Here is a 14,416-nt window from a genome sequence, read left to right on the forward strand (position 1 = left end):
ACTGCTATAAAATTGGACTAGCCTTTTTCCCCAGAAAAAAATTTCCCCATCCATGACCTTAATCCTCTACAACACCCTCAGTCGTCGCGAAGAACCCTTTACCCCCCTCATCCCCGGTATTGTCTCCATGTATTGCTGCGGCATTACCGTCTATGATTATTGCCATTTGGGTCATGCGCGTACCTGTGTGGTTTGGGATGTGGTGCGGCGTTATTTGGAGTATCTCGGTTATAAAGTGCGCTATATTCAGAATTTCACCGATATTGACGATAAAATTCTCAATCGGGCTAAAAATGAACATACCACCATGGCAGCCGTGGCCGAGAGATTTATTGAGGCCTACTTTGAGGATATGGCAAAATTAGGAGTCAGACCGGCGGACGCTTATCCCCGGGCAACTCATAGCCTCGACGGCATCAAGCGCCTGGTCTACGAATTAGAACAAAAAGGCTATGCTTACCCCAGCGATGGCGATGTTTACTATTCCGTCCGTCGTTTTTCTGATTATGGCAAACTATCAGGGCGAAAACTGGATGATCTGCAAGCGGGGGCCAGCGGCCGGGTAGAAACCGACGACCCGGAAGCAATTAAGAAACAAGACCCCTTTGATTTTGCCCTCTGGAAGGGGGCAAAACCGGGGGAACCTAGTTGGGATTCTCCCTGGGGTCAAGGTCGTCCGGGGTGGCATATTGAATGTTCGGCCATGGTCAAAGAACAATTGGGAGAAACTATCGATATTCATGTGGGGGGAAGTGATCTAATTTTTCCCCACCACGAAAACGAAATCGCCCAAAGTGAAGCGGCAACTGGTAAACCTCTGGCCCACTATTGGTTACATAATGGCATGGTTAAGGTGGCAGGGGAAAAAATGTCGAAATCCCTCGGTAATTTCATCACTATTCGCGAGTTATTGGCAAAATATGACCCCTTAGCGGTGAGATTGTTAATTTTAGGAGCCCAATACCGCAAACCGATTGATTTTTCCGATGAGGGATTGCAGGCGGCCACTAATGGCTGGCATACTTTACAAGAGGGTTTATCCTTTGGTTATAAGCATCTTCCGCCAGATAATCCCGGAATTACTGACCAAGAGCTAGAAAATCGCTTTCAAGAGGCGGTAAATCACGATTTTAACTTTGCCGGTGGTTTAGCGGTGTTATTTGAAATCGCTAAGGAATTACGCAAGGAAGGTAATAATTTAACCCATGCGGGTAAGACGGACAGCAATCTGGCCGAATTAGCTGTAAAATGGCATACTTTGGTGAAATTGTCTAGGGTTTTGGGCTTAGAAATTGCCGCCGACCAGAGGGAAACCCCTGTTTCTGAGGACATTAGTGCAGCGGAGATCGAAAATCTGATCCAACAACGGACAGAGGCGAAAAAAGCGAAAAATTACGCCGAAAGCGATCGCATTCGCACACAATTAAAAGCTCAAGGGATTACTTTAATCGATCAACCCGGGGGAGTGACTAAATGGTTAAGAGATTGAGACTAGAAATTCTTTGACCACTTCCTCTACTTGGCGACCGCATCCATCCACCTGATAGTTTAATTTCTGCATAGCGGTGGAGTTGACTTCTCCGACCCGTAAACGACGGAGGATTCTAAGCGGATGCTACGCAACGGGTTAAAACCACGTTGCGTAGCGTCTTTTTAGCTGACCAGAACTTGAATTTCTGGGGACGAGTCAAAACGCCCCTAGACACTCGACTTAAATCAAAATTAATTGTTGTGCTTATCAGAAATCTTTGTTCAGTACAATTTATAGCAAATTAGATGAGTTTACCCTGCAATCTCACTGATTTACTCGCACTTCCATTTGGCAAACCTTTAGCTGAGATCGATGCCACAATCCTTGAGAGTTTTGGGGATAATTGTTACAAAATAAATGATCAGATTTATTTATTAACAATGCGTATTGACAATATTCCTGTATATAGAGGTCTTGCTTGGGTCGTTTCTGCGCGGGCAGCCGACTGGATTTTTACAGGTCGTTGGTCTGATGATGAAATCAAACTGCCGCCACCAGATATTCTTTTACCAATGTTTATTATAAAAGATTATCAAAGTGTTTGTGAATTTGGCCGGCAAGTAGACCCGAAAAACTTTGTTAATGATCTTCCAGGGCCGCGAAGAGTAAAATTTAGCAACTACACTTACTATTATCGCATGGTAGAACCCCGTCAATCGGATGATCCTATTGGTATCGAGATCGATCGCCGACCAGAACAGTATAGGCATCGGGGCAATTCTCTAGTCATTATTAATACTTGGCAAAGAACGATAACTAAAACCTTTCTTGACTTTCAACAATGTTCTCTTAATAATTTAAGAGGAGGGGGAGTCAATACTGGTAGTCATCTTATTCAGTTGAGAAGTTTTGGAAAGCCTGATAATTATCGGGAATCTATTTTATCCGTTTTTAATCCACCTACTCTATGCTATTTTGATTTAGGCTTAGAATTTGTGCCTTCTGTAGATATGCGCTTGGCCTACATCTACATCTATTTACAACCTAACTGTAGTAGTTTATTTTCCGAGGAAACCCCTTCTTCTACCTTTAGGGTTTTTTCTGGTGATCTTCTTGACGGAAATAGATTAATTAGTACCTCTGAATTAGAGGATTTTCCTAGGTTAATTAACAGTTTTCAAGATAGTAGATTTAAACGATATGACACCGATACTTATATTCAAGAAATAAATGGAATACGCACAGGAACAATTGTTTTTGCTCATGATTACATAATCTTGTATTAATAGCACGACCTTTCAGTGATTAATTAAAGTCAAGTGCGGTCAATTTCTGAACTATGGAATGATATTGATGTCTGAGATTCATATTTTCTACTTAAAAGAGAGGAAGTGAGGGATTTCCAACACCAATCCAGGGAAACCAAGAGGAGTGAGCATGGAGAGGTGAGAACTAAGAGTTTGTCTCACTTCTGACTCCTTTCCTTCACCACTAACTCTTTGATCCCGAACTGACATTAGCAATACTACCAAAAAGGTTCGGATACCTACACTATCGAGAAAGCGGGGTTATTTTGCACTATAGAGATAACAAAGGAACTGATAGGGGTGGGTATCGCCTAAAAACCGAGTACAGTTCCGATTCTAGAAGTCACTATAAGTTGTATCGGAGCAGCACAAAGATTATGGGAAAAGTAGTTGGAATTGACTTAGGGACGACTAACTCCTGCGTTGCGGTTATGGAAGGGGGTAAACCCACCGTTATCGCCAACGCCGAAGGATTTAGAACCACGCCCTCAGTCGTCGCCTACGCCAAAAATGGCGAGCGCCTAGTAGGACAAATCGCCAAACGCCAAGCGGTAATGAACCCGCAAAATACTTTTTATTCCGTCAAACGCTTCATCGGCCGGAAATTCAACGAAGTCACCAACGAAGCCACAGAAGTATCCTACAAAACTCTCCAAGACGGCAACGGCAACGTTAAATTAGACTGTCCCGCCCAGGGCAAACAATTCGCCCCTGAAGAAATTTCCGCCCAGGTACTGCGGAAACTGGTGGAAGATGCCAGTAAATACCTCGGCGAAACTGTTACCCAAGCAGTCATCACCGTACCCGCTTATTTTAACGACTCCCAACGTCAAGCCACCAAAGATGCCGGGAGAATTGCTGGGATTGAAGTTCTCCGCATTATCAACGAACCCACCGCCGCCTCTCTTGCCTACGGATTAGACAAAAAAGCTAACGAAACCATTCTCGTTTTTGACTTGGGTGGGGGAACCTTTGACGTATCGGTTCTAGAAGTGGGTGATGGTGTCTTTGAAGTTCTCGCCACCTCTGGAGATACTCATCTCGGTGGTGATGACTTCGATAAAAAAATCGTCGATTATTTAGCCGGAGAATTCAAAAAAGTTGAAGGAATAGAGCTCCGTCAAGATAAACAAGCCCTGCAACGTCTCACAGAAGCGGCAGAAAAAGCCAAAATTGAGCTTTCTAGCGTTACCCAAGCGGAAATTAACCTGCCCTTCATCACCGCTACCGCCGAAGGGCCAAAACACCTAGATACTACCCTAACCAGAGCTAAATTTGAGGAAATTTGCGCTGATTTAATTGATCGCTGTCGTATTCCCGTCGAAAATGCCATCCGTGATGCCAAAATCGATAAATCTGCCCTCGATGAAGTGGTTCTCGTCGGTGGTTCAACCCGGATTCCCGCCGTCCAGGAATTAGTTAAAAAAGTTCTGGGCAAAGATCCCAATCAAAGTGTTAACCCCGATGAAGTGGTAGCCGTAGGCGCTGCTATTCAAGGTGGTGTTCTCGCCGGTGAAGTCAAAGATATTCTTCTGCTTGATGTTTCGCCCCTGTCTTTGGGTGTGGAAACCCTCGGCGGTGTGATGACGCGGATTATTACCCGCAACACCACTATTCCCACCAAAAAATCGGAAGTTTTCTCCACAGCAGTGGATGGACAAACTAACGTGGAAATCCACGTCCTGCAAGGGGAACGGGAAATGGCCAAAGATAACAAGAGTTTGGGAACTTTCCGACTCGATGGTATCCCTCCCGCTCCTCGTGGTGTGCCTCAAATCGAAGTGGTCTTCGACATCGATGCTAACGGTATTTTAAATGTCACCGCTAAGGATAAAGGTACAGGAAAAGAACAATCGATCAGTATCACTGGCGCTTCTACCTTGCCCCAAAATGAAGTGGAACGCATGGTTAATGAGGCAGAATCGAACGCCTCGGTCGATAAGGAACGTCGCGAACGCATTGAACGCAAAAATCAAGCTGATTCCCTGGTTTATCAAGCTGAGAAGCAGTTAGCCGAGTTAGGCGATAAGGTTCCTCCATCTGAGAAAAATAAAGCCCAAGGGTTGATTAAAGACCTGAAAGAAGCGATCGCTCAAGACGATGATGGTAAGATCAAAACCATCCTACCAGAATTACAACAAGCCCTCTACGCGATCGGCAGCAGTATGTATCAGCAAGGAGCCCCTAGCAATCCCACCGGTGGCAATGATAACAATGGCCCCTCTGGTGGTGCCAGTGGTGGCGATGATGTCATCGATGCGGAATTCTCCGACGCTAAATAAAAATTAAGTTCTTAGCTTCGGGAAGGACACAAGGTAACTTGTGTCCTTTTTCAGGCTCAAAATCAGAAATTAGGCTAATCCGACTAATTTAGCACTGTATTCCCACATTTTTTCGCCTCTTTCCTCGTCGCGAGCTTGAGGAGAAACCCTTTGAACAAAGGATTTACCCTCTTTTTTCTGACGGTTGCCCCAACTCCAGTAAGCACCAGATTGACGGTATTCGGGGTCAGCAACCACCATAGCGACTCTTTCCCCGGCTAATTCTTGGGAAACATAGCCACCGGTGATATTTTTCTGGAACCAGGGGAAAAACTGCTGGAAAAAGGGGTAATGGTTGCGGAAAAGGGGTGTATCGGCCACACAACCCGGATAAAGGGAAGTAAAAGTGATTCCCGTGGATTCGTGATAGCGTTTGTGCAGTTCCCGCATAGTGAGAACATTACACACCTTACTATCTTTGTAGGCTTTGACCGATTCAAATTTTTTGCCGTCGGCCATAGTAATCGGCTCTTTGAAACCCTTGGCAAACCCGTCTAAATCGCCCAAATCGGGACGAGGAGGAATTTTACCGCCTAATTCATCGGGATTATGGGTGACAGTGCCGAGAATGACTAAACGGCGGTCGGGAGAGGGAGAATTTTTTAGATCTTCCAAGAGCAAATTCGACAACAGGAAATGACCTAAATGATTGGTGGCCATGCTCAATTCATAACCGTCGGGACTTCTTAAGGGTTCTTTGAGCAAAGGCAGATAGATAGCGGCATTGCAGACTAAAGCGGTTAGAGAGCTGCCCAAGGTCCGGAAATTTTTGACGAAGCGCCGGACGCTATCGAGGGAACCGAGGTCGATAAATTCAATACAGTAGTTATCCCGGGGAATGTTTAATTCCTTGGCCGCCTGTTCCATTTTCGGGATATCCCGACAGGCCATAACCACAAACCAACCTCTTTGAGCAAGGGATTTAGCGGCGTAGAGACCGACTCCAGAAGTTGTCCCAGTAATGATCACCGTGGGTTTTTGATCTTGTACCATTTTTTGATAATTTTCGTTAATCGCTCTGGTCTAGGGAATATCCAAAGGATTCCGATCATAAATTCTATCGGTTGTCTTACCTGACCCCAGGGTTCCCTTTACATAACTTCAAATTTTCGTGAGTGTTCACTTATCAGTTATCAGGATGATCGCCTTTTTACTTTTTACTTGCCAAAAGGGTGTGCCAGAGAAGGAGATGGCTGCGGGGACTGCTGTAGAATAATAAATCGATTAATAATTTCCAGGCTAGGGAAGTTACGCTAGAATTACTGAGATTATTTTCCGATATTTCTGGGTATTTTAAGCGAAAATTAGCGATATAATTGCCCAAAAGTGTGGTTTTAACTGGTTCTTGTCCTTGAGTCCCCACTTGTTCTAGGAGAATTACGGCGCGACGGATTAACTCTTGCTTTTTTTGGGCGAGATGGCAGAGGAGGAGAACTAGAGAACGGATGTCCGCTAGGGAAAGTTTTGACTGGGGTTGCCAGTAGTGGGCAGCTAGGCGATCGCTTGTATCCAGATTTAAGGCTAATTCCTGGGCTGCTTGGGTGATAGAATCGGAGTCTAAATTAGCTAGAGAGACTAAAGCAACCAAAATCAGGTTTAAATAGCTATTAATATTCTCTAACTGCTCGTTACTGGGTGAGATAGCTAGGGGTAAATCCTCACCCGTGGAGGACTCGGCAGACTGAGGCATAGTCAAGGACATAGATAATAAGGAATTGCCAGCAGAAAAACTTGGGTTTAGGAGAAAAAATCACTGGTTCTAAAGTTTCATCGCCAATTTTGGCTCTGAAACCTCGTTCTAAAAGGACGGCTTTACTATGAAATAGTAACGCATTTACACGATATATGCTAGAATGTGAGATATGGAGAAAGCCTATTCGTTTCGATTTTACCCCACAGCAGAACAAGAGTCGCTATTGCGGCGCACCTTGGGCTGTGTAAGATTAGTTTACAATAAAGCTCTCCATGCCAGAACACAAGCATGGTACGAAAGACAAGAAAGAGTAGGATATACTGAAACTTCTTCAATGCTAACTGATTGGAAAAAACAAGAAGAATTAGAGTTTTTAAACGAAGTTAGTTGTGTACCTTTACAACAAGGGTTAAGACATTTACAAACAGCTTTCACTAACTTCTTTGCTGGTCGTACTAAGTATCCTAACTTTAAGAAAAAACATCAAGGAGGAAGTGCCGAATTTACCAAATCTGCTTTTAAGTTCAAAGACAAACAAATCTATTTAGCTAAATGCACAGAACCTTTACCTATTCGATGGTCAAGACAAATACCAGACGGATGTGAACCAAGCACAGTAACAGTCAGATTACATCCTTCTGGACGTTGGCATATCTCAATAAGATTTGATGACCCAACAATTAAACCTTTACCAGTAACAGATAAAGCCATCGGAATTGACTTAGGAATTAGTAGCCTTGTGATTACCAGCGATGGAGACAAGGTATCTAATCCTAAGTATTTGAAAAAGCATTATCAGAGACTGCGAAAGGCACAAAAAAATCTTTCTAGAAAACAGAAAGGCTCAAAGAATCGAGAAAAGGCAAAAATCAAAGTAGCCAGAATTCACGCTCAAATCACCGATAGCAGAAAAGACCATTTACACAAGCTAACCACTCAATTAGTTCGTGAAAATCAAACGATTGTGGTTGAGAACTTAGCCGTCAAGAATCTGGTCAAAAACCCGAAATTATCTCAGGCAATATCTGATGTAAGCTGGGGAGAAATCACCCGACAATTAGCCTATAAATGCCGTTGGTACGGGAAAAATTACATCGAAATAGATAGATGGTTTCCCAGTTCTAAACGGTGCAGTAATTGTGGGTATATTGTGAAAAAGCTGCCGTTAAATGTTCGAGAGTGGGACTGTCCGAACTGTGGGACTCACCATGACCGAGATATTAACGCCAGTAAAAATATTTTGGCCGCAGGGCTTGCGGTGTCAGTCTGTGGAGCGACCATAAGACCAGAACAGAGTAAAACTGGGGCGGCAGGTGCGAAAAATCCTTCGGGAAAGAAGCAGAAACCTAAATCGTGAGGTTTGGGAATCGCCGTCCGTTTTACGGCGGCGAGGATGTCAAAATAATTGAGATTGTTCTTTTCTTGCACGTCCGCTCACCGATTGCCTCCCACCCAATGAGTTTAGAATCCGCTACCGATGAAGTCATTAAGCAAAATTTAGAACAATTTCTAATTGTTTTGTCCGTTTCCCTGAGTGTGGCCACGGTTTCGAGGATTTTTAGCTGGTTTCGGCAAATTCCTTACACCCTATTGTTAGTGATAGTCGGTTTAGGTTTAGCTTTCATCGATATCCGTCTGGTGAACCTATCCCCTGAACTGATTCTAGAAATTTTTCTGCCCCCTTTGCTATTTGAAGCCGCTTGGAATACGCGCTGGCGAGATCTGAAGGATAATTGGATTCCCGTCAGTCTTTTCGCTATTGTCGGCGTAATTATCTCGATTTTCGGGGTTGGTTTTACCCTCGATGAATTGACCAATTTGCCCCTATTTACGGCATTATTAGTGGGTGCGAGCCTTTCTTCTACGGATCCCGTCGCTGTTGTCGCTCTTTTTCGCGAATTGGGGGCAAGTAAAAACCTCACCGTGCTTTTGGAAGGGGAAAGCTTATTTAATGATGGGGTCGCTGTGGTCGCTTTCGCTCTTTTGGTGGAAATTCCCCTCGGTGCTAGTGGTCTATCCTTAGAGACAACTATTAGCCGGATTGCCGCTTTTATCGGTATCGGGGTAGGAGTGGGTTGTTTAGTGGGTTTTGGTATCTCCTATCTGACTCAACGTCTGGATTTACCCCTAGTGGAACAGTCTTTAACGCTTGTGTCCGCCTACGGTGCTTATTTATTAACCGAGGAGTTCGGTGGTTCGGGGGTAATCGGAGTGGTGACTACGGGGATTATTTTAGGTAATTTTGGCTCTAGAATTAGTATGAGTCCCCGTACCCGCCTATTAGTCACGCAATTCTGGGAGTTTCTCGCTTTTTTTGTCAATTCGATCGTTTTTCTCCTCATCGGCGATCAGATCCGTCTCTCCAGTTTAGCCGATAATCTCAATTTAATTTTTATCACGATCGCCGCCGTGGTAGCGGCCCGTTTTCTGGCTACCTTTGCTTTAGGAACTGTTAGTAATGCCTTGATGGAAACTAAAATTAATTGGCGAGAAAAAACGGTTTTATGGTGGGGAGGTTTGCGTGGTTCCGTTTCTATTGCCCTAGCTTTAAGTGTGCCGGTTATTTTTCCCAATCGTCAGGATATCATCGATATCGTCTTCGGAGTTGTTCTCTTTACCCTTTTGGTGCAGGGATTAACTATTCAAACTTTCCTATCGAGATTAGACTTGATCGGTGATCAACCAATTCGAGAAAACTATGCGGAACTTTTAGCCCGACGGGTAGCTTTAAAAAGGGTTTTAGACTATCTTTCTAAGTTAGATAAATCTCCCGATGTTGCCCCCGAATTTTTTAGTTATGAGCAGCATCTCGTCAAAGAAAAGTTGAAGACTGTAGAAGCGGAAATTCAATCTCTCAACGATAGTTATCCCCAATTACAGCTATTAACAATGGAACAACTTCGGGAAACCCTCCTAGATATCGAAGCTGATACCTACGCTGAATTTATTCGATCCGGCCGTTTAACTAGCAATTTATCCCCCGTCCTCCAAGAAATTCTCGCTGAAAGTAAAATTAGTGAACAGTAGGACTATTTTGGGGTATATACAATCAATCTCAATTCTCCTAATGATCGACGACTGGCTCCTATGACAAAAACCCCTGCAATTAATGAAGGGATGTTGTGGGGTTTTATGGGGGATTTTAGGAGACTTTTGTGGTTTCTTTTTCGGTGGATTTGGACGGCTTCAGTTTGCGTTTGAGGGTTGAAGCTGTGCCTAGAGTTCCGAGGGCTAGAAGGCTGAGGATAGAGGTGGGTTCGGGGCATGGCACAGCAGTATAGTGAGTATCTCCTGAAATTATACTAGAAAAGCTTAATTGTGTACCATTGTATGTACCTGTTAAAGAGACTTGATTGTCTTCACCGCTAAAATAATAAGTATTGTTTATCGTTTTGATTATTGGAATAGTAGCCATAAAGTTTATATATTGGTTGTCGCCATTATCATGGCCAGGTGTGCCAGGTGGAGGAGTACTGGTAACTGTAAATTTAATATGGGTAGGGGGCGGTCCACCCAATGGCTCCACCGTAAAACCCCACGGTCCATTGTGGTAAGGATAGGGAGTTGTATTATCATTGATATCAGTACCCTCATAGCCTGTAACGCATAATCGAAACGTTGCTGCTTGATCTGGCAAGCTGACAGTACTAACAATTAACGCAGAGGCAGCAATGAATTTTCCCAATACTTTTGTTGTTTTATTCATGTTATTTTTAACCCGTATTTTCACTTTTGAAATTATTAGTCGAAAGGCGATCGCCCCCCTCGCAGTCAGGTCAAACAACAGCCTAACGCAACACCAGAGGCGGATGACAAAAGAATACACATTACCCCCCCTAAACTGTATCTTAAGCTACAATTTAATGAATCTTTATATTTCCTTCTTAATCTCTATCAAGAAAACTCAGAACCAGAATAAACAACCCCCAGAAGACGAGACAGAGAAACCCGAATCGACTTCCGTAGTGCGATCTCGCGTAGCGAGCGCGTTGCGACCGCACCATCCTTAACTTGTCCCCTCACCTCTGAAAACCGATGCTATCCTTAAGGTATTCCCCCAAAATCCTCAAATCAAATCGTTATGAACAATGCTGACCTAGATACCAATTCTCCTTTGTTGCAAACCCTTCAGACATTACCTGTCCAACAACAACAAGAAATTCTCGATTTTTTGGAATCTATAGTCAATCAACACCATCAAACCCAAATAACCCAAACAGGTAGAATTGCAGGATTATATCAAGGTCAAGGCTGGATCAGCGATGACTTTAACGAACCCCTAACCGATGAACTCTTGCCGCCAACTTAACCCATGCAACTTTTATTAGATACCCATAGCTTTATTTGGTGGTCAATTAACTCAGAAAAACTATAGAACTCTTGCAAATTAATTATATGTTATAATAATGGGTTAACTAATTTTCCCCAAAAAATTAGTTAATCAGTACATTCGTCCTGAATGAAAACTTGAAGTTTAACTTTTAACTCAAAACTCTTTAGAGCTGCTTTAATTTGGTTATCAAAACCTCTTTATTTAAGCGGCACAAACTATCTCAATTATAAAAATTGAGAATAAATTATCCTTGACTTGCTTAATCTTTAGGCAACTTTTAAGAAGCTGCTATACCTATCCCTAACTCACAGTTATAAATAGCCGCCAACAAGTTAACTCTTAAACTATATCTTCGACGACGATTCCGATATTTACAGGATAAGATTTTAAAGATTTTGAGTTTCCTATTTATATGTTCAATGATAATCCTTTCTTTGGCTAAAGCCTTGTTATACTCTTTTTCTAACTCTGTTAATTTTCTATTTTTCGATTTCTTTTTCGGTGTATAACTATTACTATGGTATGCAGCTATTCCCTGATAACCACTGTCTTCTATGCTGGTAGTTAAAGGATGAAAACGAACTCGACTTTTTTTAAATAAACTAAAATCATGACCTCTACCTTTCCCACAAAAGACACAGATAATTTCCTCGGTATTTTGATCAGCTACTAATTGGGATTTTAAAGTATGATAACCTCTTTTACCCGAAAAAAAATCTTTCTGTTTCTTTTGGGGGCGTTCAATGGGAGTTTCCGTTACATCCATTACCGTTATGACCGGTATCTCTGCTTGATTGAGTAAAGCTTTTTTTCCTTTTAAACGGAAGTTTCCCGATTGTAAAAGCATTTTTTCCGTCTTATTTACAATCCGACATATAGTTGATTCTGATAGTTCCCAGCTTGTACCAATGTGAAAATATGTTCTATATTCTCGCCAATATTCTAACGTTACTAAAACTTGTTCTTCTATAGATAGTTTAGGTTTCGGTCCCCTTTTAGATGGTGAATTAGAGTCGGCTTCAACACTTTTTACTGATTCTACCATCTTTCTATATGTTTGTTTATACACACCGAAACGGCGTTTGAATTGTTCATCTGATAAGTTTTGATAATCCATAATTTTGCTAATAAACATAGCAAAATTATAGATGATTTCCTGACCTAAGATCACATTTTATTCTTTTTTCCACTTCAATCTAAGAATTGAGAAAAAAGCAAACCCTTACATTATACCATAAAAAAATTATGCAAGAGGTCTTATCAGTAACTGGGCAAGATTTGTTATTTGATCGAAATAATCGCTTGTTTTTAAGCGTTGCTAGTGTCTGGGAAATGCAAATAAAACTGCAACTGGGAAAATTACAACTTAACCCATCCTTACAGGAATTAATTAAAAATCAAATAACCATTAATAATCTAGAAATACTTTCTATTGATCTAGCTCATATCTGGACACTAGCAACCCTTACCCACTATCATAAAGACCCCTTTGATCGACTTTTAATATCCCAATCAATAACCGAAATTATGCCGATTCTGAGCATTGATGAAATATTTGACCGTTACCCCGTTCAAAGAATTTGGTAAATTTCCCAAAATGTGAGGCGATCACCGCTTTTCTAGTGCGATCGCCCCCTCGCAGCTAGGTTAAGCAACAACCCAACCCAAGACAGAAGGCGGATAGCAAAACAATACACATTACCCTCCCGCACTGTATCCTAAGCTACAATTTGATAAATCTTTACATTTCTCTCCCTAGCTTAGGGATTGACAGGGAAAGGAGTTTCAGGTATTTTCCCCTGTTTTACTGCTTCTCAGGCGACCTATCGCCTTCCGTGAGGGATTGTGGCGCGGTGTGTCGGATTCGGTAATAGGGTTCAAAATTTCGCTAACATTGTTAGGTGATTATTTACTATGAGTATGTCGAGAGAGGAACAATTAAAGATCCTTGGTCAGATGAAAGATTCTGATATCGATTATTCAGATATAGCTGCTACTGATGCCGAATTTTGGCAAGAAGCTACTGTAGAAGCTGCCCGTTGGATGCTATCGAGGGAAACGCCCATCGCCAGTAGGGGCAATTCATGAATTGCCCCTACTCCGTACCTCCCAACTGGGTTTTAAGTTTTATGATGCCTTACATCTGGCTTTTGCTGAAGCGGGGGGCGCGGATATTTTCCTGACCACCGATGACAGGCTGCTGCGAAAAGCTCAACAATATAGAGATTCAATTAAGGTAACGGTAGGGAATCCCGTGATTTGGTTGATGGCGACTTGACAGGAGGATGGCAATGAAATTAGCTAAACTGAGAAAACAAGGATATCAAGCTTTAGTCGAAGTGTCAATGGTACTGTTGGGCAAACAGAAACAGACCCAAACGCCTTGGGAGAGTTCGGCAAGAAAGATTTTCAGTGGAGACATTGAGAATCTAAGTTGTCTCGTTGAACAAGGAATTTCCGATAGTGATCTGGAAAGAATCCCCCGTCACAGCGTAGCTTGACGGTGGAAGTATGTCAATAAAGTTCTTCAGCCAAAGCTAAGACACGCTGATATAGCTGGGAACTGACACGAAAACCAGCTTGGCTGATCAAGGTATCCATAACAGGTTGAACTTGAGGGATGAGGCTTCTTTGTTTGGCAACGAGCAGAATGCCCAGAATACCAATGATAGATAGCCCTAGCCGCAGGGCTTCTTGCCGCCCCAAGCGTTCATCAATGAGCAGATCATCAGCTTGCAGCTCAAGTGCCAAGGCTATGGCATTCGCTTCTCCAGCATCTAATCCTCGTTCTTGCTGAAGCTGGTTAACGAGTTCGGAGTTGGTGAGGGGTTGGGGTTGAATCCAGCCGACTTGGAGAATGGCTGGAATGATGGGATTGCTTGCGGCTGCTAGTTCCCTAGCAACAACGTCTGGAATAATAACGGTTTGGTAAATTGACTCTAGCAGCCAGAGATGATCGATAATCGCCAGATTGCAAAGGGCAGAGGTATCGCTGACCACGATCATAGCCAGCCTCGATCGCGCAGATGCTGAACATCCTGCTCAAAGTCTTCTACATCGTAGTGAACACAAATACCGCGATCTGCCAGCAGTTTTTGAAAGTCCATGACTTCCATCCCGGCAATTTTACTGGCGCGACTGAGGGAAATCCGCTCTTGCTCAAACAGCGCAATGGCAATCTCCCGGAGCCAGTCGCCTTGGTTAAAGGTTTCGCCTTGGCTGAGGTTATCCGGTAGGTTCAGGGTAATTTGCATTGACACATCCTCACGCCTATTTTTTTCTAGCCTGCCA

15 protein-coding genes and 1 pseudogene are annotated in these 14,416 nt (G+C 43.0%); 10 read left to right on the forward strand and 6 right to left on the reverse strand.

Annotation, left to right across the window (positions count from 1 at the left end; translation table 11 throughout):
- Nucleotides 1-52: 52 nt before the first annotated feature.
- From cysS to dnaK, 3 genes are all read left to right on the forward strand, one after another.
- A complete protein-coding gene (gene cysS, locus GQR42_RS02555; protein ID WP_158198785.1) occupies nucleotides 53-1,489 on the forward strand; it encodes a cysteine--tRNA ligase in 1,437 nt (478 codons plus the stop codon).
- Nucleotides 1,490-1,776: 287 nt separating this feature from the next.
- Nucleotides 1,777-2,757: a hypothetical protein gene (locus GQR42_RS02560; protein WP_158198786.1), complete on the forward strand. Its 981-nt coding sequence runs from the start codon at nucleotides 1,777-1,779 to the stop codon at nucleotides 2,755-2,757.
- A gap of 398 nt (nucleotides 2,758-3,155) precedes the next feature.
- On the forward strand, nucleotides 3,156-5,060 hold the full coding sequence (gene dnaK / locus GQR42_RS02565) for a molecular chaperone DnaK (protein ID WP_158198787.1): 1,905 nt from the start codon (nucleotides 3,156-3,158) through the stop codon (nucleotides 5,058-5,060).
- A 69-nt stretch (nucleotides 5,061-5,129) separates the two neighbouring features.
- On the opposite strand, the gene GQR42_RS02570 is transcribed toward dnaK, so the two are convergent.
- A complete protein-coding gene (locus GQR42_RS02570) occupies nucleotides 5,130-6,092 on the reverse strand; it encodes a protochlorophyllide reductase (protein ID WP_158198788.1) in 963 nt (320 codons plus the stop codon).
- 157 nt (nucleotides 6,093-6,249) lie between these two features.
- Nucleotides 6,250-6,789, reverse strand: coding sequence for a DUF3038 domain-containing protein (locus GQR42_RS02575; protein ID WP_158202347.1), 540 nt, complete (start codon nucleotides 6,787-6,789; stop codon nucleotides 6,250-6,252).
- Between the two features lie 172 nt (nucleotides 6,790-6,961).
- Between GQR42_RS02575 and GQR42_RS02580 the strand changes: the two genes are divergently transcribed.
- The gene (locus GQR42_RS02580) at nucleotides 6,962-8,149 is read left to right on the forward strand and encodes an RNA-guided endonuclease InsQ/TnpB family protein (RefSeq protein ID WP_158198789.1); all 1,188 of its coding nucleotides are present in this window, start codon (nucleotides 6,962-6,964) and stop codon (nucleotides 8,147-8,149) included.
- Nucleotides 8,150-8,247: 98 nt separating this feature from the next.
- Complete coding sequence (locus GQR42_RS02585) at nucleotides 8,248-9,819, forward strand: Na+/H+ antiporter (RefSeq protein WP_158202348.1); 1,572 nt, start codon at nucleotides 8,248-8,250, stop codon at nucleotides 9,817-9,819.
- Between the two features lie 115 nt (nucleotides 9,820-9,934).
- Here GQR42_RS02585 and GQR42_RS28240 read toward each other — a convergent pair whose 3' ends face one another.
- Complete coding sequence (locus tag GQR42_RS28240) at nucleotides 9,935-10,498, reverse strand: PEP-CTERM sorting domain-containing protein (protein WP_233271237.1); 564 nt, start codon at nucleotides 10,496-10,498, stop codon at nucleotides 9,935-9,937.
- 375 nt (nucleotides 10,499-10,873) lie between these two features.
- Here GQR42_RS28240 and GQR42_RS02595 point away from each other — a divergent pair, with 375 nt between their 5' ends.
- Entirely contained in the window at nucleotides 10,874-11,101 is a 228-nt protein-coding gene (locus GQR42_RS02595; RefSeq protein WP_158198790.1) for a DUF2281 domain-containing protein, read from the forward strand.
- A 301-nt stretch (nucleotides 11,102-11,402) separates the two neighbouring features.
- On the opposite strand, the gene GQR42_RS02600 is transcribed toward GQR42_RS02595, so the two are convergent.
- Nucleotides 11,403-12,260, reverse strand: a complete 858-nt coding sequence (locus GQR42_RS02600) for an IS5-like element ISMae4 family transposase (RefSeq protein ID WP_002732125.1) — start codon at nucleotides 12,258-12,260, stop codon at nucleotides 11,403-11,405.
- Nucleotides 12,261-12,370: 110 nt separating this feature from the next.
- On the opposite strand from GQR42_RS02600, the gene GQR42_RS02605 reads away from it, so the two are divergent.
- The 4 genes and pseudogenes from GQR42_RS02605 to GQR42_RS02615 form a co-directional block, all read left to right on the forward strand.
- Nucleotides 12,371-12,712: a type II toxin-antitoxin system VapC family toxin gene (locus tag GQR42_RS02605; RefSeq protein WP_158198791.1), complete on the forward strand. Its 342-nt coding sequence runs from the start codon at nucleotides 12,371-12,373 to the stop codon at nucleotides 12,710-12,712.
- 369 nt (nucleotides 12,713-13,081) lie between these two features.
- Nucleotides 13,082-13,213, forward strand: coding sequence for a hypothetical protein (locus GQR42_RS29365; RefSeq protein WP_257792612.1), 132 nt, complete (start codon nucleotides 13,082-13,084; stop codon nucleotides 13,211-13,213).
- 1 nt (nucleotide 13,214) lies between these two features.
- Nucleotides 13,215-13,403, forward strand: a complete 189-nt coding sequence (locus tag GQR42_RS02610) for a hypothetical protein (RefSeq protein ID WP_158198792.1) — start codon at nucleotides 13,215-13,217, stop codon at nucleotides 13,401-13,403.
- A gap of 63 nt (nucleotides 13,404-13,466) precedes the next feature.
- Nucleotides 13,467-13,626, forward strand: a pseudogene (locus GQR42_RS02615) (RNA-guided endonuclease TnpB family protein); the annotation flags it as partial.
- A gap of 13 nt (nucleotides 13,627-13,639) precedes the next feature.
- Here GQR42_RS02615 and GQR42_RS02620 read toward each other — a convergent pair.
- Together GQR42_RS02620 and GQR42_RS02625 are read right to left on the reverse strand one after the other, a co-directional pair.
- Nucleotides 13,640-14,131, reverse strand: coding sequence for a DUF3368 domain-containing protein (locus GQR42_RS02620; protein WP_158198794.1), 492 nt, complete (start codon nucleotides 14,129-14,131; stop codon nucleotides 13,640-13,642).
- Nucleotides 14,128-14,379, reverse strand: coding sequence for a UPF0175 family protein (locus GQR42_RS02625; protein WP_158198795.1), 252 nt, complete (start codon nucleotides 14,377-14,379; stop codon nucleotides 14,128-14,130). The genes GQR42_RS02620 and GQR42_RS02625 overlap by 4 nt, the downstream gene beginning before the upstream one ends.
- Between the last annotated feature and the right edge of the window lie 37 nt (nucleotides 14,380-14,416).

The sequence above is a fragment of the Microcystis aeruginosa FD4 genome, from assembly GCF_009792235.1.
Taxonomy (GTDB): Bacteria; Cyanobacteriota; Cyanobacteriia; order Cyanobacteriales; family Microcystaceae; genus Microcystis; species Microcystis viridis.

Bases quoted from the DNA above. Each gene is read 5' to 3' on its own strand.
- cysS (WP_158198785.1), top strand. From the start codon at position 53: ATGACCTTAATCCTCTACAACACCCTCAGTCGTCGCGAAGAACCCTTT.
- GQR42_RS02560 (WP_158198786.1), top strand. From the start codon at position 1,777: ATGAGTTTACCCTGCAATCTCACTGATTTACTCGCACTTCCATTTGGC.
- dnaK (WP_158198787.1), top strand. From the start codon at position 3,156: ATGGGAAAAGTAGTTGGAATTGACTTAGGGACGACTAACTCCTGCGTT.
- GQR42_RS02570 (WP_158198788.1), bottom strand. From the start codon at position 6,092: ATGGTACAAGATCAAAAACCCACGGTGATCATTACTGGGACAACTTCT.
- GQR42_RS02575 (WP_158202347.1), bottom strand. From the start codon at position 6,789: ATGCCTCAGTCTGCCGAGTCCTCCACGGGTGAGGATTTACCCCTAGCT.
- GQR42_RS02580 (WP_158198789.1), top strand. From the start codon at position 6,962: ATGGAGAAAGCCTATTCGTTTCGATTTTACCCCACAGCAGAACAAGAG.
- GQR42_RS02585 (WP_158202348.1), top strand. From the start codon at position 8,248: ATGAGTTTAGAATCCGCTACCGATGAAGTCATTAAGCAAAATTTAGAA.
- GQR42_RS28240 (WP_233271237.1), bottom strand. From the start codon at position 10,498: ATGAATAAAACAACAAAAGTATTGGGAAAATTCATTGCTGCCTCTGCG.
- GQR42_RS02595 (WP_158198790.1), top strand. From the start codon at position 10,874: ATGAACAATGCTGACCTAGATACCAATTCTCCTTTGTTGCAAACCCTT.
- GQR42_RS02600 (WP_002732125.1), bottom strand. From the start codon at position 12,260: ATGTTTATTAGCAAAATTATGGATTATCAAAACTTATCAGATGAACAA.
- GQR42_RS02605 (WP_158198791.1), top strand. From the start codon at position 12,371: ATGCAAGAGGTCTTATCAGTAACTGGGCAAGATTTGTTATTTGATCGA.
- GQR42_RS29365 (WP_257792612.1), top strand. From the start codon at position 13,082: ATGAAAGATTCTGATATCGATTATTCAGATATAGCTGCTACTGATGCC.
- GQR42_RS02620 (WP_158198794.1), bottom strand. From the start codon at position 14,131: ATGATCGTGGTCAGCGATACCTCTGCCCTTTGCAATCTGGCGATTATC.
- GQR42_RS02625 (WP_158198795.1), bottom strand. From the start codon at position 14,379: ATGCAAATTACCCTGAACCTACCGGATAACCTCAGCCAAGGCGAAACC.